Annotated in this window: 16 protein-coding genes, 1 tRNA gene and 3 pseudogenes; 12 read left to right on the forward strand and 8 right to left on the reverse strand. The window is 53.0% G+C overall.

What is annotated here, in order from left to right:
• The first annotated feature begins 113 nt into the window (after positions 1 to 113).
• Positions 114 to 1,025 carry an alpha/beta hydrolase family protein gene (locus ACOZK9_RS13430; RefSeq protein WP_421555992.1) on the forward strand — a complete coding sequence of 304 codons (912 nt, stop codon included), beginning with the start codon at positions 114 to 116 and terminating at the stop codon, positions 1,023 to 1,025.
• Between the two features lie 79 nt (positions 1,026 to 1,104).
• Positions 1,105 to 1,518 (forward strand): hypothetical protein, encoded by a 414-nt coding sequence (locus ACOZK9_RS13435; RefSeq protein ID WP_122251991.1) that lies wholly within the window; start codon positions 1,105 to 1,107, stop codon positions 1,516 to 1,518.
• A gap of 648 nt (positions 1,519 to 2,166) precedes the next feature.
• On the opposite strand, the gene gabP is transcribed toward ACOZK9_RS13435, so the two are convergent.
• Positions 2,167 to 3,558 carry a GABA permease gene (gabP, locus tag ACOZK9_RS13440; protein ID WP_058413127.1) on the reverse strand — a complete coding sequence of 464 codons (1,392 nt, stop codon included), beginning with the start codon at positions 3,556 to 3,558 and terminating at the stop codon, positions 2,167 to 2,169.
• Between the two features lie 554 nt (positions 3,559 to 4,112).
• On the opposite strand from gabP, the gene ACOZK9_RS13445 reads away from it, so the two are divergent.
• The 5 genes from ACOZK9_RS13445 (at position 4,113) to ACOZK9_RS13465 (ending at position 8,276) form a co-directional block, all read left to right on the forward strand.
• The gene (locus tag ACOZK9_RS13445) at positions 4,113 to 4,886 is read left to right on the forward strand and encodes an ABC transporter ATP-binding protein (protein WP_058413126.1); all 774 of its coding nucleotides are present in this window, start codon (positions 4,113 to 4,115) and stop codon (positions 4,884 to 4,886) included.
• Between the two features lie 14 nt (positions 4,887 to 4,900).
• Positions 4,901 to 5,653, forward strand: coding sequence for an ABC transporter substrate-binding protein (locus tag ACOZK9_RS13450; protein WP_421555993.1), 753 nt, complete (start codon positions 4,901 to 4,903; stop codon positions 5,651 to 5,653).
• Between the two features lie 73 nt (positions 5,654 to 5,726).
• Complete coding sequence (locus tag ACOZK9_RS13455) at positions 5,727 to 6,419, forward strand: ABC transporter permease (protein WP_421555994.1); 693 nt, start codon at positions 5,727 to 5,729, stop codon at positions 6,417 to 6,419.
• A complete protein-coding gene (locus ACOZK9_RS13460; protein WP_058413123.1) occupies positions 6,419 to 7,108 on the forward strand; it encodes an ABC transporter permease in 690 nt (229 codons plus the stop codon). Before ACOZK9_RS13455 ends, ACOZK9_RS13460 begins: the two co-directional genes overlap by 1 nt.
• Positions 7,089 to 8,276 (forward strand): methyltransferase, encoded by a 1,188-nt coding sequence (locus tag ACOZK9_RS13465; protein ID WP_421555995.1) that lies wholly within the window; start codon positions 7,089 to 7,091, stop codon positions 8,274 to 8,276. The genes ACOZK9_RS13460 and ACOZK9_RS13465 overlap by 20 nt, the downstream gene beginning before the upstream one ends.
• 221 nt (positions 8,277 to 8,497) lie before the next feature.
• Here ACOZK9_RS13465 and bcsQ (ACOZK9_RS13470) read toward each other — a convergent pair whose 3' ends face one another.
• The 3 genes from bcsQ (ACOZK9_RS13470) to ACOZK9_RS13480 form a co-directional block, all read right to left on the reverse strand.
• Complete coding sequence (gene bcsQ / locus ACOZK9_RS13470) at positions 8,498 to 9,415, reverse strand: cellulose biosynthesis protein BcsQ (RefSeq protein ID WP_058413121.1); 918 nt, start codon at positions 9,413 to 9,415, stop codon at positions 8,498 to 8,500.
• A gap of 169 nt (positions 9,416 to 9,584) precedes the next feature.
• Positions 9,585 to 10,553: a cellulose biosynthesis protein BcsQ gene (gene bcsQ, locus ACOZK9_RS13475; RefSeq protein ID WP_421555996.1), complete on the reverse strand. Its 969-nt coding sequence runs from the start codon at positions 10,551 to 10,553 to the stop codon at positions 9,585 to 9,587.
• A 54-nt stretch (positions 10,554 to 10,607) separates the two neighbouring features.
• Entirely contained in the window at positions 10,608 to 10,955 is a 348-nt protein-coding gene (locus tag ACOZK9_RS13480; RefSeq protein WP_421555997.1) for a hypothetical protein, read from the reverse strand.
• Positions 10,956 to 10,979: 24 nt separating this feature from the next.
• On the opposite strand from ACOZK9_RS13480, the gene ACOZK9_RS13485 reads away from it, so the two are divergent.
• Positions 10,980 to 11,055, forward strand: a tRNA-Thr gene (locus ACOZK9_RS13485).
• Positions 11,056 to 11,258: 203 nt separating this feature from the next.
• On the opposite strand, the gene ACOZK9_RS13490 is transcribed toward ACOZK9_RS13485, so the two are convergent.
• A complete protein-coding gene (locus ACOZK9_RS13490) occupies positions 11,259 to 11,606 on the reverse strand; it encodes a hypothetical protein (RefSeq protein WP_421555998.1) in 348 nt (115 codons plus the stop codon).
• Between the two features lie 785 nt (positions 11,607 to 12,391).
• Between ACOZK9_RS13490 and ACOZK9_RS13495 the strand changes: the two are divergent.
• Positions 12,392 to 12,925, forward strand: a pseudogene (locus tag ACOZK9_RS13495) (integrase domain-containing protein); the annotation flags it as partial.
• Positions 12,895 to 13,191: pseudogene (locus tag ACOZK9_RS13500) on the forward strand (SOS response-associated peptidase family protein); the annotation flags it as partial. The pseudogenes ACOZK9_RS13495 and ACOZK9_RS13500, both read left to right, overlap by 31 nt.
• 1,232 nt (positions 13,192 to 14,423) lie before the next feature.
• Here the strand turns inward: ACOZK9_RS13500 and ACOZK9_RS13505 are convergent.
• Positions 14,424 to 14,671 (reverse strand): annotated as a pseudogene (locus ACOZK9_RS13505) (DNA adenine methylase); the annotation flags it as partial.
• A 106-nt stretch (positions 14,672 to 14,777) separates the two neighbouring features.
• Here ACOZK9_RS13505 and ACOZK9_RS13510 point away from each other — a divergent pair.
• On the forward strand, positions 14,778 to 15,758 hold the full coding sequence (locus ACOZK9_RS13510) for an integrase domain-containing protein (protein ID WP_421555999.1): 981 nt from the start codon (positions 14,778 to 14,780) through the stop codon (positions 15,756 to 15,758).
• 383 nt (positions 15,759 to 16,141) lie between these two features.
• Here ACOZK9_RS13510 and ACOZK9_RS13515 read toward each other — a convergent pair whose 3' ends face one another.
• Together ACOZK9_RS13515 and ACOZK9_RS13520 are read right to left on the reverse strand one after the other, a co-directional pair.
• The gene (locus tag ACOZK9_RS13515; RefSeq protein WP_421556000.1) at positions 16,142 to 17,974 is read right to left on the reverse strand and encodes a phospholipase D-like domain-containing protein; all 1,833 of its coding nucleotides are present in this window, start codon (positions 17,972 to 17,974) and stop codon (positions 16,142 to 16,144) included.
• A gap of 27 nt (positions 17,975 to 18,001) precedes the next feature.
• Positions 18,002 to 21,706 carry an AAA domain-containing protein gene (locus ACOZK9_RS13520; protein WP_421556001.1) on the reverse strand — a complete coding sequence of 1,235 codons (3,705 nt, stop codon included), beginning with the start codon at positions 21,704 to 21,706 and terminating at the stop codon, positions 18,002 to 18,004.
• Positions 21,707 to 22,314: 608 nt separating this feature from the next.
• Here ACOZK9_RS13520 and ACOZK9_RS13525 point away from each other — a divergent pair.
• Positions 22,315 to 22,596 carry a DUF3077 domain-containing protein gene (locus ACOZK9_RS13525; RefSeq protein ID WP_421556002.1) on the forward strand — a complete coding sequence of 94 codons (282 nt, stop codon included), beginning with the start codon at positions 22,315 to 22,317 and terminating at the stop codon, positions 22,594 to 22,596.
• Positions 22,597 to 22,659: the final 63 nt, after the last annotated feature.

The following is a 22,659-nucleotide window of genomic DNA, read 5'->3' on the forward strand; positions in this document are numbered from 1 at the left end:
ATAAGGTCGAGCATCGTGGCAATTGCTGCGCCCTTGGCGCAATAAATTTGTTAGTTTCGACTGCCTATAAAAGCGCACGGCCCACACCCCAAGCGCTGGAAACGAGCCGACCTATGAAACTGCCCACTCGACCTGCCTCAGAAGCGTTCCGCGAACCCGCCGCCGACGGCTACCTTATCGGCGGCTTTAGCTGGCGCCATATCCGAACCGACCCCGCACGCGCGGTGGTGATCATCAACGCCGCCACGTCCGTGCGCTGCCGCCACTACTCACGTTTCGCCGACTACCTGTTTGCCAACGGCTTCGACGTGATCACCTACGATTATCGCGGCATCGGCGAATCACGCAGCGGCTCGCTACGGGGCTTTACGGCCTCGTGGTCGATGTGGGGCGCGCTGGATTTCGAGGCGATGTTGCAGCGTGCACAGCGCGAATTTGCCGGGCAGCCGATTGATGTGGTCGGCCACAGTTTTGGCGGCTGTGCAGCGGGGCTGGCCGCGTCAGGCGCGGTGATTCGGCGAATAGTCACGGTGGGCGCGCAGTTTGCCTATTGGCGCGATTACCAGGCAAAAGGCCGCTGGCGGATGTTTGCCAAGTGGCATGTGGCGATGCCGCTGCTGACGGCGCTGTGCGGCTACTTCCCTGGCAAGCGCTTGGGTTGGCTGGAGGATACTCCGGCGGGCGTGGTGCGCGACTGGAGCACGCTTGCGCCCGGGTATGAAAAGCGCCCCAGCGCACGCGATTTGGGTGATTTGCCGTTTGGCAGCGTAAAGGCGCCGATGCTGGCCATCAGTATCAGCGACGATCCGTTCGGCACGGTGGCGGCGATTGAGCGGTTACTGCGCTATTTCGACGGCAGCGAGCGCACTCATCTGCGCATTGCACCGGAAGACATTGGTGAAAAGGCTGTCGGGCATTTCGCATTTTTTCGCAGTGAATATGAGGATCGGTTGTGGCCTGTCGCACTGGCGTGGCTGCTGCACGGCAAGTTGGCGCAAGGCACGCCCGGCGAGTGCGTGACGTAACACGGCTGGAATCCCTTGGGATTTCTACAAAGCTGCGCTTCAATAGACCCTCCAGATTCTGAACCAAGGACGTGAGCCCATGGCCTCGCCGAACAAACAGCAAAAACGTGCCCAGCGCGCAAAGACCAAGGCCAAGCAAAACCGTACCCAGCGCAGCGTCGCGGCCAAGCCGGATGCGTTTGCCGGTGACGACAGCCGCATTGACCTTGAGTCGGTGGATTTGACCGAGCTGTTTGTGGAAATGCGCGCCGCCGGCGAGATCAGCCAGGTCGCGTTGTGCGGGGTATTTTTGGCGCACCCGCTGCTGGCATTGGTGCTGGAGCAGGAAGGCGAAGAAGAAGCCACCGATTTCATCTTCGCAGCGCTGATCGAGTATCGCCAGTGGGCGACGGATACCGATGATGAAGCGGCAGCACTCGCCTGGATCGAGTCGCCCGAGTTCCAGGCGGATTACGTAAAAGCCTCGCAGGCACTCGCCAACTTGCAAGACTGAAACTCACTGTGGAAAGGGGCTTGCTCCCACAGTGGGACAGCAGCGCATTCAGCAGCGCGCTCCTTCAGGTTGATCGCAGGTATCGGGACCTTCGCCTACAGCCCAAAGCACTCGCCAACTGCCAAGACTGGCGTCAAAACCAAATCTGGGAGGGGGCTTGCTCCCGATGACGGTGTGTCAGTCGCCAAATGTGCCGACTGACCCACTGCCATCGGGAGCAAGCCCCCTCCCACAGTTGGACAGCAGCGCATTCAGCAGCGCGCTCCTTCAGGTTGATCGCAGGCATCGGGGCCTTCGCCTACAGCCCGAAGCACTCGCCAACTGCCAAGACTGGCGCCAAAACCAAATGTGGGAGGGGGCTTGCTCCCGATGACGGTGTGTCAGCCGACAAATGTGCCGACTGATCCATTGCCATCGGGAGCAAGCCCCCTCCCACATTTGGACAGCAGCGCATTCAGCAGCGCGCTCCTTCAGGTTGATCGCAAGTATCGGGACCTTCGCCTACAGTCCGAATCACTCGCCAACTCGCAAGACTGGCGCCAAAAGCAAAAGTGGGGGGGGGCTTGCTCCCGATGACGGTGTGTCAGCCGACGAATGTGCCGACTGATCCACTGCCATCGGGAGCAAGCCCCCTCCCACAGGTGAATATCAATTCAGGACGGTAGCGCCAGCCCTTTGCGCCTTGCGGCGGCTCGCCACAAACAACCCTGCCGCCACCACCAGCAAGCTCAGCACTCCGGTCGCGATGATCTCGACGCGGTGCGCTTCCTGGAACAGCATGATGGTCAGCGTACCGACGATGAACACCATCACCGCGTAGGTCAGGCCGGGAAACAACCACATCTTGAACACGATCTTCTCGCCCGCCGCCGTACGCTTCTGGCGCATGCGCAGTTGCGACACCGCAATCACCAGGTACACCAACAAGGCGATGGCGCCGGAGCTGGCCAGCAGGAATTCGAACACGGCCGCCGGTGCCACGTAGTTGGCGAATACCGCAAGGAACGCTGCACCGGTAGACAACAGCACCGCCCAGTAAGGCGTGCCGCTCTTGTTGGTGCGCTTGGCCACAGCCGGTGCGTCACCGCGACGGCCCAGCGAAAACAGCATGCGCGACGCGGTGTACAGCGCCGAGTTGAGGCAACTGGTCACGGCAACCAACACCACCAGATCAACGATCAGCTTGGCGTTCGGAATGCCCATACGTTCCAGCACGGTCTGGTAGGAACCTACCGCAGCCAGCGTCGGATCGTTCCATGGCACCAGGGACACGACGATGAAGATCGACAGCAGGTAGAACAAACCAATCCGCCAGATTACCGAGTTGGTCGCCTTGGTGATTTGCTGGCCCGGGTTCTTCGATTCGGCCGCCGCGATGGTAACGATCTCGGTGCCCATGAACGAGAACATGGTGGTCAGGATCGCCGCCAACACCGCGCCCATGCCGTTGGGCATGAAGCCTTGAGTGTCAAACAGGTGCGAAACGCCGCTGACCTGGCTGGTTGGCAAGAAGCCGAAAATCGCCGCCAGGCCGAGAATGACGAACGCCACAATCGCCACGACTTTGATCAGCGCAAACCAGAACTCGAATTCACCGTAGTTCTTCACGCTGAACAGGTTGGTCGCTGTCAGCAGCAAGGTGATGATCAGGGTAAACGCCCAGATCGCCACGTCGGGGAACCAGGCATGAAGGATGGTCGCGGCGGCGTTGGCTTCCAACGGAATTACCAGCACCCAGAACCACCAGTACAACCAGCCGATGGTAAAACCGGCCCAGTGACCGATCGCACGGTCGGCGTAAGTGGAGAACGAACCGGTGTCCGGCGACGCCACCGCCATTTCGGCGAGCATGCGCATCACCAAAACCACCAGCGTACCCGCTGCGGCGTAAGCCAGCAGTACTGCAGGGCCGGCGGCAGCAATCGCGTGGCCCGAGCCGACAAACAAACCGGCACCAATCACGCCGGCAATCGACAACATGGTGACGTGACGCGGTTTGAGCCCCTGTTCGAGGTCATTGGAGCTTTGCGTACTACTCATTGACACACCTTTACGAGGAATTGCGAAAACGGTCCGCCCGACCTGCGAGGTTTCTCGTGTAGAGAAACCAACGGGGCGTTCTTTATTTTTTACGCAAGATTTGCGCCAAAATGTTACAGAGCCTTGATCGGCGCGGCCTGCAAGGCAAACCCACAATCGTTGCAAGTCATTGAGAACAATGGCATTCCGCTATGGCGTTACCGTGCGACCCACTTCCATAACGATTAAGTGCACCAAAAACACACACAAAAAGTGCGTAGCGCTCCATAAAGGGGCTGATGTGTACCGTTTGCCCGGTTAACCCTTCCAACGTCCGGCCAAAGCTGGCACCATCGCGCCCTTTTTTACGCGAAACCTGCGGATTTCCGGGTTCAATCGGCTGCCGGGTTGTTGATAGCGCGACACGCTGCTGCGCTGATGCGACACCCTGCCGCACACCCCCGATTAACCCTGCGCAGCGCTGTTGGCTGGCATCCGAACGCTATGCTAGCTTGGCGCCTCGCCAGGAAGGCGGCCCAGCAGCAGAAACGCAATGAACACAATGAGGACCGCACATGGCCGAGGCCGCGCCCGCGCTTGAAATCCGCAACTTGCATAAACGCTATGGTGAGCTTGAGGTACTTAAAGGTATCTCGCTGACCGCCCGCGACGGCGACGTGATCTCGATCCTGGGTTCTTCCGGTTCCGGCAAGTCCACATTCCTGCGCTGCATCAACCTGCTCGAAAACCCGCACCAGGGGCAGATTCTGGTCGCCGGCGAAGAGCTCAAGCTCAAGGCTGCAAAAAACGGCGAGCTGATGGCCGCCGATGGCAAGCAGATCAACCGCCTGCGCAGCGAAATCGGTTTTGTGTTTCAAAACTTTAACCTGTGGCCGCACATGAGCATCCTCGACAACATCATCGAGGCGCCCCGCCGTGTGCTTGGCCAAAGCAAGGCTGAGGCGATAGAAGTGGCCGAAGCCCTGCTGGCCAAGGTCGGCATCAGCGACAAGCGCCACGCCTACCCCGCGCAATTGTCGGGTGGCCAGCAACAGCGCGCGGCCATTGCGCGCACCCTGGCGATGCAGCCCAAGGTCATCCTGTTCGACGAGCCGACATCGGCGCTTGACCCCGAAATGGTTCAGGAAGTACTTAGTGTGATCCGCGCACTGGCCGAAGAGGGCCGCACCATGCTGCTGGTTACCCATGAAATGGGGTTTGCCCGTCAAGTTTCCAGTGAAGTGGTGTTCTTGCACCAAGGCCTGGTCGAAGAGCAAGGATCGCCACAGCAGGTGTTTGACAACCCGCTTTCGGCGCGCTGCAAACAATTCATGTCCAGCAACCGCTAACGGAGCAACCTTGCATGCAGAACTATAAAAAATTCCTTCTGGCCGCGACCGTTTCGATGGCATTCAGCGCCACGGCCATGGCAGAAACCTTGAAAATGGGGATCGAAGCGGCCTACCCGCCCTTCAACAATAAAGACGCCAGCGGCAACGTGGTCGGCTTCGACAAAGACATCGGCGACGCCCTGTGCGCCAAGATGAAAGTCGAAAAGTGCGAAGTGTATGTGTCCGACTGGGACGGCATCATCCCGGCCCTGAATGCCAAGAAGTTCGACTTCCTGGTGTCCTCGCTGTCGATCACCGACGAGCGCCAGCAGGCTGTCGACTTCACCGACCCGTACTACTCCAACAAACTGCAATTCATCGCGCCCAAAGCCACCGCAGACTTCAAGACCGACGCGGCTTACCTGAAGGGCAAGATCATCGGTGCACAACGCGCGACCCTCTCCGGTACTTACCTGGAAGACAAACTGCCAGACACCGAAGCCAAGCTTTACGACACCCAGGAAAACGCCTACCTCGACCTGACGTCGGGCCGTTTGGATGGCATCCTCGCCGACAAATACGTGCAGTACGAGTGGCTCAAGAGCAAAGACGGTTCGGCCTATGAATTCAAAGGCGAACCGGTGGTTGAAAGCGACAAGATCGGCATCGCCGTACGCAAAGGCGACCCACTGCGCGAGCGCCTGAACAAAGCCCTGGCAGAGATCAAGGCAGACGGCACCTACAAAAAAATCAACGACAAGTACTTCCCGTTCAGCATCGAATGATCTGAACCACCTGCCCTGCGCGCTCGCTTGAGCGCGCAGGCTTTAGCATTGCCTGCCGCGATATGAAAACACCATGAATTTCAATCTCTACGGATTCGGCCCGGCGCTCGCTGCCGGCGCGCTGATGACCGTCAAACTGGCGCTCACGGCACTTTGCCTGGGGCTGGTGCTGGGCCTCGCCGGCGCCTTGGCCAAGACGTCTGCCTATAAACCACTGCAATGGCTTGGCGGCGCGTACTCGACCATCGTTCGCGGCGTGCCGGAACTGTTGTGGGTGCTGCTGATTTACTTTGGCACGATCAATCTGATGCGCAGCGTGGGTGAGCTGCTCGGTATTGCCGACCTTTCGCTCAGCGCCTTTGCGGCTGGCGTGATCGCTTTGGGCCTGTGTTTTGGTGCCTACGCCACCGAGGTGTTACGTGGCGCAATCATTTCTATCCCCAAGGGCCACCGCGAAGCCGGTGTGGCGCTGGGCTTGTCGAAGTTTCGTATTTTCAGCCGCTTGATCATGCCGCAGATGTGGCGCATCGCCCTTCCGGGGCTGGGTAACCTGTTCCTGATTCTGATGAAAGATACCGCGCTGGTCACGGTCATCGGCCTTGAAGAAATCATGCGCCATGCGCAGATCGCAGTCACCGTCAGCAAACAGCCCTTCACCTTCTACTTAGTCGCCTCGTTCATCTACCTGGGCCTGACGTCACTGTCGATGGTGGCGATGCACTTCCTGGAAAAACGCGCCGCTCGCGGCTTCGTGAGGACGACGTAATGGAATGGGAAGTCATCTATAAGTGGCTGCCGAAGTTTATTCAGGGCGCCACGCTGACCCTGGAACTGGTGAGCATCGCCGTGATTTTGGGGCTGATCCTCGCGATTCCGTTGGGCATCGCACGCTCGTCCAAGCGCTGGTATGTGCGCTCGTTACCGTACGCCTACATCTTCTTCTTTCGCGGCACACCGCTGCTGGTGCAGTTGTTTTTGGTTTACTACGGCTTGGCGCAGTTCGATGCCGTGCGCGCAAGCTTCATGTGGACTTACCTGCGCGATCCGTTCTGGTGCGCCACCGCCACCATGACACTGCACACAGCGGCCTACATCGCCGAAATTCTGCGCGGCGCTATTCAGGCGATTCCGCCGGGTGAAATCGAAGCCGCCCGCGCGCTGGGCATGTCCAAGCCCAAAACGCTGTTCTACATCATCCTGCCGCGCGCGGCCCGCATCGGCCTGCCGGCCTACAGCAACGAAGTCATTTTGATGCTCAAGGCCAGCTCCCTCGCGAGCACCGTGACCCTGCTGGAACTGACCGGCATGGCGCGGACCATCATTGCGCGCAATTACCTGACCGTAGAGATGTTCTTCACCGCGGGCGTGTTCTACCTGGTGATCTCCTACCTGCTGGTACGCGGCTTCAAACTGCTGGAACGCTGGCTGCGCGTCGATGCTTGCCAAGGACGCTGAAGCACGCTTTGCGGCGCTGAATGCGTTTCTGATCGAGCACCAAGGGCTGTGGCGACCACGGCCCTTTACCCACCGGCAATTACCCTGGGAAACCCAACACCCCGAGCTTGCCCAGTGGCTGCGCCAGCGCTCGCTGGCCGATGCCGAAGCCAGCCACAACCAACCACATGACGTGCCTGCGCCCGCGCCTTTTGCACAACTGGCCGCAATGGCGCAGCAGCTCAGTGCTGTGGATAAGTTACCGGCACGCGCGCTTGAAGCCGCCCGCCCTCGGCTGAACGTCGACGTACCCGGCCGCAAGTGGCAACAAATCGAAGCCTTCGGCGCAGCGCTGCAGTTTGCGCAAACGCCGGCGCATTGGCTGGACTGGTGCGCCGGCAAAGGCCACCTTGGCCGCCGCCTGCTGCAACCCGGCCAACAACTGACCTGCCTGGAATACGACCCGGCGCTGATCGCCGCCGGCAAAGCCTTGAGCGACCACCACGGCGTGCCCGCCATCCATTGCCTGCAAGATGTGATGGCGGACGTAACCATCAGCCCCGACCACACACCCGTCGCCCTGCATGCGTGCGGCGATTTGCATGTGCGACTGCTGCAAGTGGCCAGCGCGGCCGGCTGCAAGCAACTCGCGCTGGCGCCCTGCTGCTACAACCGCATCAGCGCCGATCACTATCAAGCATTGTCGGCTGCCGGGCGCGCCTCGCGCTTGCACCTGTCGATTGATGACCTGGGCCTGCCGTTGAGCGAAACCGTCACCGCCGGCAACCGTGTGCGCCAGCAACGCGACACCTCCATGGCCCGGCGCCTCAGCTTTGATCAACTACAACGGCAACTGCGCGGCTGCGACGAGTACCTGCCCACGCCTTCCCTGCCCGCCAGTTGGCTGGCTAAACCCTTCGCCGACTACTGCCGCGAACTGGCAAGCCTCAAAGGTTTATCCACAGGCGAACAGGATTGGCCAGCGCTGGAAGCCCACGGCTGGCGCCGCCTGGCCGAAGTGCGCAACCTGGAGTTGGTGCGCGGCCTGTTTCGGCGCGCATTGGAGATGTGGCTGGTACTCGATCGGGCACTGTTTCTCGCGGAACAGGGCTACAGCGTCCAGTTGGGCACCTTCTGCGAACCCACGCTGACGCCGCGCAACCTGATGGTGCTGGCCGAGCGCGATTAAGGGGCAAATTGCCTCGGCGTGCCCTGTGGATAAGTCTGTTGATGAATTCTTTACAGAACCTGTAGTCATCAACAATACACGCCAAAAGCCACGTTGGTTATTTTTTGCTCACCCCAATAAAACGCACGCAAAACAGGCAGTTGCGGTGTGTTGAGAGCGATTCCAAAAAATGGCGATTTCGTGACAGCGGCAACCAACCAATTGTGCATAAGCATCTGGCGTCAGCGTATAAATGGCGCATTACGCGGTTTTTTTGCGGCCTTCAATAACTGGCAAATCTGGTTGAAACCCTCACTCGCCAGCCGCATCGCCAGGCACTCCTGCGGGTCGACAGAAAACGCGAACGCCTCGTTGATCACCCTCTCGCGACGTACCTTAAGCGGCGCTTTGCCCAGACGCTGCTTTAACGCCTCAAGCATTTCCAGGCTGAACGCATTGCCCTCATCCACCTGATTCACCACCACATGCACAGCCGGTGCGCGCTCGCCCTTAAGGTGCGGGGCGAGCAACACATCCAGATGATCAAGCGTGCCAAGGCATGCCGCGTCGGGCTGCACGACCACCAGCACCACATCGGCGACACTTAGCGCTTGATGGAAATACACGTTATTACCGGCGGGCGTATCGATAATCACCGTCTGCCGCTCGCTCAAGCCCATCGACGCAAGGCGCTGCGCCAGCCACGTCGGCTCGCGCTTGAGCCAGCGTTCAAGGTTCTCCTGCTGCTGCAGGTCAATATCGCCGAAGGTCAGCACCTGGCAATCGGCAAACCCGAGCTGCTGCAACGGGCTCCACGGCCCATGCTCCAGGCTGGTACGGCCGATACCGGGCACCGCCGCATTGACGCCGAAGTAATGGTGCAAAGCATTTTGCGGGTCCAGATCCAGCGCCACCACCGATTCACCGTCGCGCTGCAAACCGCTGCTCAACGCCGTGACCAACGTGCTACGACCCACACCGCCATTCATCGACACCAACGCCACCACGTTTGGGCGCAGCGCAGCGGTATCAGTCACTTGGGAAGGCGTGGGAGCCTCGGTAGGCACAGTGCCGAAAAAGTGCATGCGCGCATTGATGCCTTGAGCATCACGGGTGACGTTTTTACCGAACAACGCCAGTAGTTCTTCGCTAAGGCTCATAACCAGCTCCACACGACGCAGCTTAAAGACGTGAAAGGTCGGCAAGCAGCACTTACCGCAGGTCTTCTTGTGGGCGTCACAGTTGACGCATCATGTGGGAACACTGGCCAAGTGTCATTATCTTGAGTTTTTTGCGGGTTTATTTTTAGACAAACGGTAAATGGTCAATTTAATGACGCGTGATTGATTGACGCCTCTGCGCCATCAAGGCACGGCACAGAGCATTTACCTGCTGGCAGCCGACGCTATTGAGCGCAGGGTCGAGCGGGTCTCGTCCATACGCCCGCGCCTGACTGATAGCCCGGTCGCAATGCACCTCACCCAACACCGCATCGCCCAAATGCAACCTGAACACACCCGCCATGTCCTGACTGAACGCACAACCGCCATCCACCTGGTTAATCACGTAAAACCGTTGCGCTGGCGACTCGCCCGCAGAGTACGGCGCGAGCACCTCGTCCATCTTCGCCAAACGACGAAACGACGCCGCATCCGGCCGAACCACCACCAGCACCGCATCCGCCACAGACATCGCCTGGCGCAAATACACCGTGTTGCCCGCAGGCACATCAATAAACACCGTGTCCTGGCCATTCAGGCCAAGCCCGGCCAGGCGCTTGCCGAGAAACTCAACATCCTGCCCAAGCCATCGATTCAGGCTGTGTTGCTGCGCAAGGTCGGTCTCGCCAAAAGCGATCACACGGCACCCCGCGAAACCGCGCCGGGGTAAGGCCTGCCAGCTTTGATTGAGTAAGCTCGTGGCGCCGATACCCGGCAGATCAAACCCCGGGCACAAGTGATGACGCAACGCGTTTTGCGGGTCCAGGTCCAAGGCCAAGGCGGGGTGCCCTTCACGCTGCAAGCCACTCGCAAGGGCGGCCGCTAACGTACTGCGCCCTACGCCGCCGGTGGCGGAAACCAGCACCACAACAGTGGGTGACTGCGTGTTCGAATACACCTCGCCGCGCGGGCCTTCGACCAGCTCGGGCGGGTGGAGATGGTTCGCCTCGCCTTGGCTGCGTTTGTGCAGCAAACGCTGCAAGGGCTGCGCAGTGAATTCGTCGCTCGCACGCGGCAGGCTTGAGGAGTGCGCACCCAGCGCGGCGCTTAGTTTTGCAATGTGTTCTGCACGCGCCACTGAATGCCTCTCCCTGACGGAACGTGGTGTTAATGAAGCGTGCATTGTGTGATATCACGCTGTTGGTGTCAGTAATTTGGTCTTTTTCAGTGAGCTATTTTCTGACGAGCGGTTTGACGTCATTTTTATGGCTTTTTGTTTAAGTACTTCTGTTAAATCAATGCGCCAGGGCAGCGGCGGGTGTTTTTTGATCAACACTTGCTGAATCATGCCAATCGAGAGGTGACTTTCGAGATTCAGTGACAATCGCGCGGGTGGTGATTGAGCGGGTTTGACGGGGCCTGACACGTGCAGATGCGCGGCTATAAAGGGGAGTTGAGGGGAGGAAAAAGCGGGGATCGCGAAAAAACCTTCACTTTCGCAAAAATAGTCAGAATTCAGGGGTTTACAGATGCTTTGCAATCGCTATAATCGTCGCCCTAACACGCCGGTATAGCTCAGTTGGTAGAGCAACTGACTTGTAATCAGTAGGTCCCGGGTTCGACTCCTGGTGCCGGCACCATATCTCAAAGCCCCGCAATGCGGGGCTTTGTGGTTTCTGGGGTTTAAGAATTCTCAAAGGCTCGGCATGCCGTTTTGGCGAAAATGCTCAAAAAGTGCCCACACTTGAAAATCCCCCGCTACTCGCCTCAGCCCCGATCTCGACTTCTAAGGGCAAGCGGATCATGGATGGAATCCGCCCCCCTGCCCCATAAGACAATCCCGCTATGGGAGGATGCCGATAACTTCAGGGGTTAAAATCTGAAGCCCAATCGCCGACAGCAAACTCGTACCCAGCAAAAAGAAAGCGACTTTCAACGCCAAGCGAATACCACCGCCGAACCCTTTATAACGCGATAGGTAATAGGCAACGATCTTCCTGTAGGCATCACCGTGGCTAAACGCATAGGCGATCGCCACCGCGAGGGCAAACCATGCAGCGCGCTCAGGATGAGGCATTGTGATTATGGTCAACGCCAAACCAACACAAACAAAACCAATGCTATTCACTTTCTTGAAATAGCGCTTGGCGATGGCTTCGTCTTCATCATCCACAAAAAAATTCGGTCTCATTGGTATGCTCCTTTTGAGATCGCAGTGCCAGTCACCGCGTCATCAAGTCACAGATTAAGAGGTCGCTCTGGCCGTTTCCACTCAATGCAGGCGCGTTACTCCCGCAAATCGATAGAGCAGGCTCTAAAAATTCGAGCCTTGATATAACGCTTACGCCACACCGTGGTGGTTCTCCCAAAGTGCAATTAGCGTCCAGCGGCTCGCACGGTCACAGCGATGTGATGGATGCCTACTTTTACCAGTTTGCCCACTGCGGCAACTCATCCCCTTGCATAGCTGCGCTGCAGCAACCTATCCGCTTGGCCATTTCCTTGCGCCAACCTGCGGCCTCTCTTTCTCCCGGAAAGAGACGGGCGCTCCTACCGCTGCTGCAGGCCGCCTCGTACAAGGCTTTGCGGCATTCCCCCTCGTGACAATCGGCGTGACAAACACCGAAGTCACCAGCAACAGCGGTGCAGATGGTGGTGCCGCAGCCCAGGGAATGGGCTGCACCTGACTGGCAGTCAGGTATGCCCCGGTCATCGCATCATTGCCTTCACCTGACTCAGGATCTCGCCGCATTGGTCTCGTCAGCCAATGCAGCCTCCACCCGCCCACTTCTTCGGAAGTGTTCAGGAGGCCAGATCATGAAATGCCCAAGCTCCCGGTCGTAAAGAGCCGACAGTGCCGCGTTAGTGGACAACCCTCACAGGTCGCAGGGGCCTTGATCCCTGATAACACTCAGCATTCTTGGCGGGATGAAGTGGGGAAAATTTCAAGGGTTTGGCTTCGAGAGGAGTTTGATCATGACATTGGTCGGTAGACAGAATGGGCGCAATTCTGGATGGGGCCGGCAACTGAGCTATGCCGGGCCGCAGGCATTGAAAGACATGTTCGGCGGCGGACACTACGGCACGGTCAAGGCGCACAGTGATCGCTGGCAGGCTTTCGTGCGCTGGTGTTGTTCGGAGGATAGGCCGGGCTTTAACGATTCGCGGCAGATTGATCGGCAGACCTTACTGGATTACGCAGGACGTCTACGTCAGCAGGTTGAACAAGGCGCTATCGGCATCGCCACCGCGCAAAATCGGTTGTCCAGTGTGAACAGAACCATGGCCGCGCTTCGTGGTGATCAGTATGTGAAAGTGCCGAGTCCGAGCAAGGCGCTGGGGATGCAGCGCACCAGTGTTCGTCGCTCGATACCGCAAGGCCAAGACCGCGAACATGTGAAGCGGATCGTCGACGCGCTCTGCGAACACCAAATGCCGCGCGCCGCGGCCATCGCTCAATTGGCGCGAGCCACCGGCATGGGATGGAACCGCATGACGAAGATGGATTTGTGATCATCACGGCTGCGAGTGATTCAGGGATGGTCGACATTCATGATCGCTGGCCGTTGGTGCTGACGACGGAGCATGCTCGGGAGTGGATTGAGCCTGGATTGTCGGCAATGCGGTCTGAGGAGATGGCAAACGAGTGCTGCAGTCCCGTCGATGACTTTGAGTGGTTTGCAGTAGACAAACGGGTTGAAAACGTCAACAGCCAAGGGGCGAATTTGATAGTTCCGGTGACGACACCCCCAAGTGGAGCGGCGCCCAGGCTATGACACAACATGCTTCAAGAAAAAAAACGATCAAAAACTGATCATCGTCGACCCGAAAAATGGTCACAAACGTGCAGAAAGGGTTTCGAGAGGATTTTTTTGAGAATTTTTAGCTGCCAGTTGGCCGCTAAGTGAATGAATCTAGGAATTCAATTTTTCATTACCTACTTTGGGCGTAGCTTCCCTAGGGAGCCCTAACCTGTAGGTCTTGAGTGGAGGTGGATTTGGGATGGTCCACGCTTCGGCGCCATAGTGCCATCACCTCTGAACTCTGGCAACCCTTCAAGATGCCTGAGAGACATGATTATCTACTAAGCATTTGCGCAAAAAAACGACAAACACTCCTGCACGCCTTGCTGGGCAAGGGCTACAGGAATTCTTACATTATAAAAATAGGTATTTTCATCCTTGCAAAATCAAACACTCTAACAGCCGCTTCTTATTTGAAAGTGCACTTCATACAAAAACAACAACTATCAGAAACTTTTGAAAATCTCATTTTCAACAACCAAAAAAAATCAAAGGACAACTAAGGGGTACAACTTGATCACTCAGAGTTCCCCACGCCATCAAGACCAACTTCCGCTACAAACTAACAAACAAGCAATCACACATTGAAAAATCGACAAAACCCTTTAAAACCGGGGCCTCCAGAGGCTCACAGATACTAACAAACCCAACTTTAAGGCGGTAGTCGTCGCATAGGATTGCCCCAACTAAAATCGCAAGGGAGGATTGACGACTATTCAATGACATCATAATCTTAGGCCCAACGAAGCAACACGCCGTAAACCGTCGACTTTTCCTAGAGAATTCGAATGCGGATCTCGTCGACCTAAAGAAAGTGGGAGGCTACAAGAGACAAAAAAATGGCAAAAAAAAGCTGAAGGGGTGGAGCCCTTCAGCTAGCTGTAACCAGAAAACAACCGTAATGGCTTGGCGATGAGGCATTACCATCCCAGAAAATTTGCTGACTACAGATTCTTGCAGATCGAAAAGTAGCATAAATGGCGGGAGGGGAGCCACAAAGCTAGGGATAGCAGGTGACCAGAGGCATTTCAAAAATGCCCAAGCGTCTCCTCTGAATAGGAGAAAAGCGAATGACGCCTTTAGAATTAGCGTGGGTCTTTGCGATTGAGGTTGTGCGATTGCTTCAGATCGTATTGTCCTAATCCCGTGGTAAGGATGCCGGAGCATATGCTCCGGCATTTTTGTTCGTGGCACAGTAAAGATTCCTAGAAAAGCCAGCCCTCAAATGCGGAAGACTCCCAACTCATGTTCACCAGCTCTCCACTCACATCAGCCTGCCCCTGCCGCTGGTTGCCCGTGGTGTACCTGATGTCCAGCACCTCAAAATGAAATCCCTCAAACACCCGCCGAATGTCCGGAGGTCATTGATACTCACCATCACCTTGCCTTTGCACCGTCGCATGAAGTCGGCCATCCGCTCGTAATTCTCGAACGGAAAGTCGACGCCGTAGCCAACCCTCACAGGTCGCAGGGGCCTTGATCCCTGATAACACTCAACATACTTGGCGGGATGACGTGGGGATTGGCTTTAAAGGTTTGGCTTCGAGAGGAGTTTGATCATGGCATTGGTGGGCAGGCGAGATGGACGCAATTTTGGCTATGGTCGGCAGTTGAGCTATGCCGGGCCGCAAGCGCTCAAAGATCTTTTTGGCGGTGGCCATTACGGCACGGTCAAAGCGCACAGTGATCGGTGGCAAGCGTTCGCACGGTGGTGTCGATCAGACGATGGGCCAGGGCTCAACGACGCGCGGCAGATAGATCGGCAGACCTCGTTGGATTACGCCAGACATCTTCGAAGCCAAGTTGAACAAGGTGAGCTGATCATCGCCACCGCGCAAAACCGACTCTCAAGCGTCAACCGAACCATGGCCGCGCTTCGTGGTGATCAGCACTTAAGGGTGGCGAGTCCGGGCAAGGCGTTAGGAATGCGGCGCACCAATGTTCGCACCGCGGCTCCGCAAGGACAGAATCGTGACCAAGTGATGCGGATAATCAATGCACTCCGCGAACATCAACTACCGTGCGCTGCGGCCATTGTGTACCTAGCACGAGCCACCGGTATGCGTTTGCGCGAGGCCATCTTGGCCGATCTTCCACGCCTGCAACGAGAAGCCGAGCAATATGGCAAGATCAACATTCAGGATGGCACCAAAGGTGGGCGCTCGGGCGCATCAGCATCTCGCTGGATTTGGGTTAATGATCATATCCGCGAAGCGCTCAGCCAAGCCAAGCCGGTCTCCCCCGTCGGTAGCCGCAACCTGCTGGCTCCGGACGAAACCTTCCTCGATTTTCAACAGCGAATCGTCCGCCCCGCCCGAGACATCTTTCATACGCACAACCTCAAAGGCTTCCACGAACCGCGAGCGGCCTATGCGTGCGAACGCTATGAGCAGATCACCCATTACCTAGCCCCCATCAACGACGGCAGATGCAGCCAGCTCAATCTGCGTCTTGATCGAGAGGCACACTTACAAATCAGTTATGAACTGGGGCACGGTCGAATCGACGCGGTATCCGCCTACATCGGTGGTCGAGCATGAACAAGCCAGTCGATATGGAGCTTTTCCTATCTGGAGTGCTGACTGGAGCGCATGCCACTCGCGAACGTCATATACGCTAGGCCAAGGCAATTCAAGCCGAAATTGTTGAGCGCTGGGATCGAGACAATCCATGGACTTGGCAGCGAAAACATCTCGCTTGGTTTTTAAAGAAAAAGAAAGAAAACAAATCGAATTCCACTTATTACTATTACACTTTAACTGTAAAACTAATCAATATTCGCTTAAAAACCAAACACAAAAAAATCGGTCAATCCACGGTGAAAATCAAGAAACAACAAGAAATCAAAGCTTCAACAAAAAAACGAAGCAATCTTAATCATGCCGACTAAATTGAATCGGCACGATCAACATTTCACTATAGTTTAGCAATAGCTACTTTCGAATGCCGCTCGAATCTTACTAGATAACTCTGCACCTTTCATAAACACCCCAAGCTCTCCATAAATATCACCCGCTGAAGATGCCGACAACCAATTCATGCTGGTGATCACAACGTTATCCTCATCCCACGTCATAACTTTCGCGTGTATCTGAGGATCATCTGCCTTTATAACCTTAAAGCTCAGCGAAGAAAGCTCTTTATTCAAAACGTTAGCCTCTGAAGTACGCATACTTCCGCTTGATCTTCCATAAGCAACCCGAATAGAGAGACTCGGATCATCCCGTAAAGCAGCTTTAAACGGCGTCAGTACCGGGCGATCGCCTGCATAACTAATACGGTGACTGCATATAAAAATATCGTCAACCGCTTCATCACTGGCTTTCTTACAAAAGGAATGATGCTCTGCCGCAGAAATCAATTGAACCTTCATGAGATCCGCCTCGCCTTTAAGTTTATCAACAACTTTTCGCTTAGATAGAATTGTCGACTGAACTGCCAACTCTCGGCTCAACTCGTTGGAAAGCCCCTGTTTGCCCATTGCCAAATGTGAAGCGATACTTAGAGCATCGGCTACCACAAGCGGGTCACAAATCTGCACCGATGCCTCAAAACGGTTAAATCTTGATGAAAGCCAGTTGCATGAACCTATAGTAACAGCCCATTCGCCAGAAGGTGTATCAACGATAACAAACTTAGCGTGGGACTGAGTAGGAGTTCGGTGAAATCTAAATTGAGTACCAAGCCCTTCTCCGTCAATAGTTTTTTGAAGTTGCTCAAGCTTATCTACGACAAACTTAAAGGCTTGAACTTTTCGCGGATCATCTGGTTCAGTCTGCCCCCACATAACGTCTACCTGTACCGAGCGACGAACAGCATCCAGAAGTGAAGGTAACATCTCATCAACGCAGTCCGCATTGATGAAGGTAGAGTGAAGCACTATCCGTGAATACGCGCTTTCAATTAACTGGTAAATATGCTGCGCGTGCTCCTCTGCCCCTAGAATAAAAGTAACACTTTTGGGTTCGACATGATGTACAGGTAAAGATCGGGGCGATACACGCGCCTCGTAGTAACCCTGTCCTATTTCAGTTTTACCCAACTGATCTCCGAGGAGGCGTATTTTTTCTCGTTGTAAATTCGCTGCGGCGAGAATGGCTTCCTTTAGTTCTTCTGATATTTCGGGAACTCCTGAGATATCATCCTCAGCACTAACCGAAGCGATCGCATACTTCAATGAGTCAGAATAGCTCCGCCTTACAACTTCTTCTTCAAACCCGTTGACATCCTCATCGTCATTCGCGACACAGTTAAAAATATCCACTAACTCAGGCGAGAATGTAGAAGATGTCTGTATTTCTGTAGTATGCCCCTTGTACTCACCGAGTAAGCTTTGAGCACGCCCATAGTTATAGACCTGATAAGTTTGCTTTTTCTTTTTCCGTTCGAAGCGATAGCATTGCTCCGTTATCGGGTCTATTAGAAAGCTACGAACCCGTAATAACGGCTCACTATCGACCGGCAAATCTTCAAAGGTCGATATAGCAATACCTCTGATCGTAGCCTGAAAAATGAAACCTTCAAGACTATTACTTATTTCAACCCAACCTACTTGCATTAGAGAAATTAGAATCTCAACGACTAACTGCCTTGGCAAACCTGACATGTCCGCCAATTGTTGAGATGTCGCAGGCCTCTGGGCTAACGACTGCAACACTAACTGGTCAATAGCCCCCCATCGTTTAGCCTTAACTATTTTGAAACGGTGAGTACCAGAACCAAAAGGAATCTTCACATAGATACTAGGAGCGTTCATGCTGTAAGTCCTATTTCCTTATAATTTTTAGGCTTTCGTATAATTTTTGCGCTTCTTTTTCCCTGGCTTAACCACACCTCGTAATATTTCTTGGTGGCCAATCCGCTTCATCACGCCTTCGGCCTGATATCTTTCTAAAACCTCCACTAATTTAACAACAAAGCGGTTATTTTCTAATCCTTTACCAAGCTCTTCTCTTCTGATCTTATCGGACCAATTCTTAAGAAACTCTAGAGAACCAACAATAATGAGCTGGTGCTTTGCACGACTAAGCAGAACGTTCATACGCCGACTATCCAGTAGAAACCCAAGCGCACTCAAAGAATATGAAAAGCTATTATTTCTGACCATTGAAACTATCACAGCATCAGCTTCAGCGCCCTGAAATCCATCAACAGTACTACAGTATGAAATATGATCATCAGGCTTAGCAAACAGATCGAGATTTCTTAAGTAATTCGAGCTAGATATTTTCCGCTCGATATCTTTAGCCAGCTTTTTAACTTGCTGAGCATAGGGCGAAAGTATTGCAAGCTTCGGCTTATCCTTACTTTCCGGGGAAGCTACTCTGAGCTTACCAAGTAACTCTATAATTACCTCTCGCTCAAGAGAGTTATGCCAGCGAGGTAGTTCCTCACCCGCATGAAAATTTCTATTTGCCTGAATATCAGGAATGTCAATCCACAAAATGGCTGGAGTGTCTTGTAGTACAGCCAAATTGCAGAAGTCAAAGGGTCTTGTAGTAGGTATGGCTCGGTAATACGCTTCTCTATTGGGCGCAGTCTTCAATGCGTCGTCATAAAAGACTTCAGAAACAAGCTTCGCAATATCAGGGTGCATCCGATGCTGAATGGATAACATGCTCGCTATTGGTCGATGTTTTACATCAGAGCCATAAAATTCGATAGAGCTCCTCTTTGCCTCCTCCTCTTCCAGTATTAAACTTTCAAAAAGCAAATGTAATCGCAAAGATTCACGAGCAAGGCTGTTCAGGTTTGCTTCCGACAAATCCTGGACATACTCATCAGTAAAACGAGCCTTAATTACTTCTCCTTTGATTGAGTTATTGTAAACATCCACTGCTATTTTTAAAGCACTGTGAAGGCTCTCTTTATTCTGCAGTATTTGTCTCATTTTTTCCGATGCATAAGGAGGGAGCTGCTTATGATCGCCAATCATAAGCCTCCTGTATGACAATAGTAATGGACTGAGCAACTCAATACCTGTGACCTTTCCAGTCTCCTCCATTATTGACCAGTCAAATTGAGAGCGAGCTTTAATTAGTTCTTCTACCTGACGCGAGTTCGTAGTAGCAAAAACCATATTGGCTGCCTTCAACAACTGACTGATCAGGGAGTAACGGCCTGACCGAGCGTTATCGTTACACATCGCTATTATTTTTTCTTTTGCAGATACTGTGCCCGACTCCTCAAATAACATGCTTTTGGTCAATGAGATCAGATATTCTTTGGCTAAAGAGTCCAGCTCGCTTAAAGAATCAGTATCGTTACTTTGAGAGTTAGCCTTAATACAACTGACTATCAATGGTTCATCTTGACAGTCCATACTTAGCTTTAATGAATCGACAACCTCTTTATATAGATGCTGAACAGTGGAGTGGCTTTGCGCTGTCAGAAGAAGTCGGCTATCTGGTTCATGAGTAAAAATCTGCTGCACCAAAGTTGTAACCAAATACGTTTTTCCGACGCCTGGCGGGCCTTGTACTAGATAAAGCGGTAAAGTACTGGTAATACGTTTAAACACTTCTTGCTTTGAAGCATCCAGAGCATTGAATGCGGCATGCTCCGAATGTTTATCTTGTGAATTGGTTATCGAGGCATAGGGATTGGCCAACATATTTACCAACTCGATATGATTATTAAGGGCGTCTATCGCCCCGGCACGCCGACTTAACTGACTAATGGTTCCTTGTACAGAACTGGAGATAATGAAGTAGTTATCATAATCCGGGTCTAACGACGTAGTTGTAAACTGATAATGGATCACGCCATCTGGTTGCTTCTCTAGCTTCTGAAAATCAAGCACAGTTTCCTGTTCTTCATCTGAGAAGTTTGTATTACCGACAAGAATCCAACTACCAGAATCGTTCAATTCATTTGCAAGCAATTCATTCAACCGAGTGGCAGCTGGCTTAAGCCCGAGTGCTCTTGATATTTCTTGAGATTCAGAGTCTGAGCGACTTGTCAAAGTCACCGTACTAAGTGAAAGATCTATCTCATCTTTTTGATACGCTATCAATTCCATGGGATAAATTTCGGATTTTGCATACGCAATTTCCGTGAGGTGATAAGCAGAGAAACCATCAATTATATTTTGGTTTGCGAGGTCTCCATCTTCCTCCTCCTTAAGATTTAGTATTATATTTTCCCATGTCGCCATTTCCATTTTATCGCGAGTCTGCTTAAACTGCGGCGACGACATACAGTGAATTTTGTTGCCACTTAATTTACACGAACGATTTGAACTATTAATTCTTTTGGGCGGCTCTAAATACGCCGAGTGACAAAATGCCGCTGACCAACTACCTTCAATATCCCTTACACTTTCTTTATTTTTATTAAGTACATAAGTCAGCCTATCGCCCACCAAAAGTACTTCTTCTTCCATGTTATCAGCGGCTGGTAGGAAAATCAGCCGCGGGTCATTACGTAAATCCTCCTCAACAAACTTGATGCAATCATCAAAATTATCTTCCCCTAGCGTAATTCCATGGAGCTCTTGGAACCTAGTTTGAACTGCACTAAAAACGGAGGTTTTACGATGTGCCTTACCTATATCACCTTTTTTCTGATTAAAATGAAAAATCAAATAATACTGATCTACCTTTCGCGCATTCATAGAGCGCAATGAACTTATTATTGATTCGATTTTCTTTACAATGGCTCCCCCATCCATACCCTCTTTGGGAATGTTGGCATTCAATTTTATACGCCCTGTCAAGCCTCGTATGAAAATCAACTCATCTAAAATCAGACCACTTTTGGATACCAGTTCTTTGATCGGAGATACTAAGTCATCCAAATCATCAGCATCAATTTTTAGAATTTTTGCTATCAGCACTCCTAAATCGGCCCAGTCAGTTAGGAATGAATATACACGTCCGATAGTAGAATTGGTTGTGGAATGACTAGGCTTTCCCCCTCCAGAAATATTTTGTACTCGAACAGACCATTCAAAACCAGTTAATTGAAAGTCATGCCCAGAATGAGAAAGATCCGTCAATATTGAATCTTCATCAAGATGCCGATGGAGTAATCCCTGAGAGTGTAGTAGTTGAATTGCTTTGACGATTCTTATTATGTTATACCAGAATTTTATTCTAACCTCTGGATCTTTGAGCTTTTTGATCCAAGGTTTATGATAACTTAGGATCTTAGAGTCTAGCAATGCGTGTGATAATGGAACCCGCATCCCTACATCCAGGACTAGATAAAATCCGCTACTATCTTTACCCGAGTCAACAAGCGCGGATATAAACTCACCTAACCCGGGGTATCCTTTGAGACGGTGCAACTGCCTTATCTCATACAACCAAATATCTTCTAGAACATTTGATTGATCATTTTCATATCTAGGCCAATACTTTATCAGCACCGGTTTATCTTGAAACTCTGCATTTATTAATAGCGGCTTACCATTCTCAGGCTCGTCAACTGACAGAACCTCTACTTCATCATATTTTTTTAGAAACAACTCGGTCCCTGATAACATAAAAACTCCCTAAACAAAAATTTAAACTTTCTACGATAATCTGTACAAACCAAACACATGAATTTACGTATAAACTTCAGCAGAACTTATGCTATTTGATTTTAATCTTCTGAAGCCAACATCCTCGATTGAATCAAAGCTCTATACAGTCATTAGGCCATCATGCCGTCAACTGTATGGATTTGAAAGCGTTTGATGCAGCAAATTAGAGCGATCGAATCATCAGCTCGATGGTTGCCCATGCTGTCTAGGATAGAATTAGGGATAAAAAAAACGACTAGCTAGATAAAACCAAACAAAAACAATAGCTTAAATAATGATTCGACTCCTGGTGCCGCGATCTCAAGGCATCATGCAGGCATTTGTAGTCTTAGGGGATAGAGATTTTTCGACAATCTGGCATGCCGATTTAACGAAAATACCTCTAATTAAAACCCACCAATCCACTTTCCCGATTGCTCGCCCACCCCCCACCACGCTACCCTCCCCCCGTCGCTGCCAATTCAGCGACCGGGCCTGAGAACCCGTTCCGATGCAGGCGCCCTAGCGCCACGCATTCGTTTGAATAACGAACGTGGTAGCTCTCACTCGATATGGGAGTTCCACCGATGACCGCTCCAATTCCACCTGCGTTAACCACCCTCGGCGTCACCCCTTTCTCCTTTCACTCCGACCAGCCTCTATTCCGCGTCAACAGCGGCGTGCCCCTGCTCGAAGCCTTGCACCACGTTTCCGACTTGCTCCACGTCGCCAAGCTGCTCGCAGAGGATGCGGCGATGACCAAGCAGACGGACCGTTACGCCTGGGCATCGCATTATTTGCAGGAGATGAGCAAGGCGGTGATTGATGATGTGGTGAAGGTGTTGGAGGCGCCTTGTACTAGTGAGTAGTCAGTAAGGCGCCGCGATCTGGCTTGATTCCGGCCATAAAAAAACCCCGAAAAATTCGGGGTT

Source organism: Pseudomonas kitaguniensis (genome assembly GCF_049199985.1).
GTDB lineage: Bacteria > Pseudomonadota > Gammaproteobacteria > Pseudomonadales > Pseudomonadaceae > Aquipseudomonas > Aquipseudomonas kitaguniensis.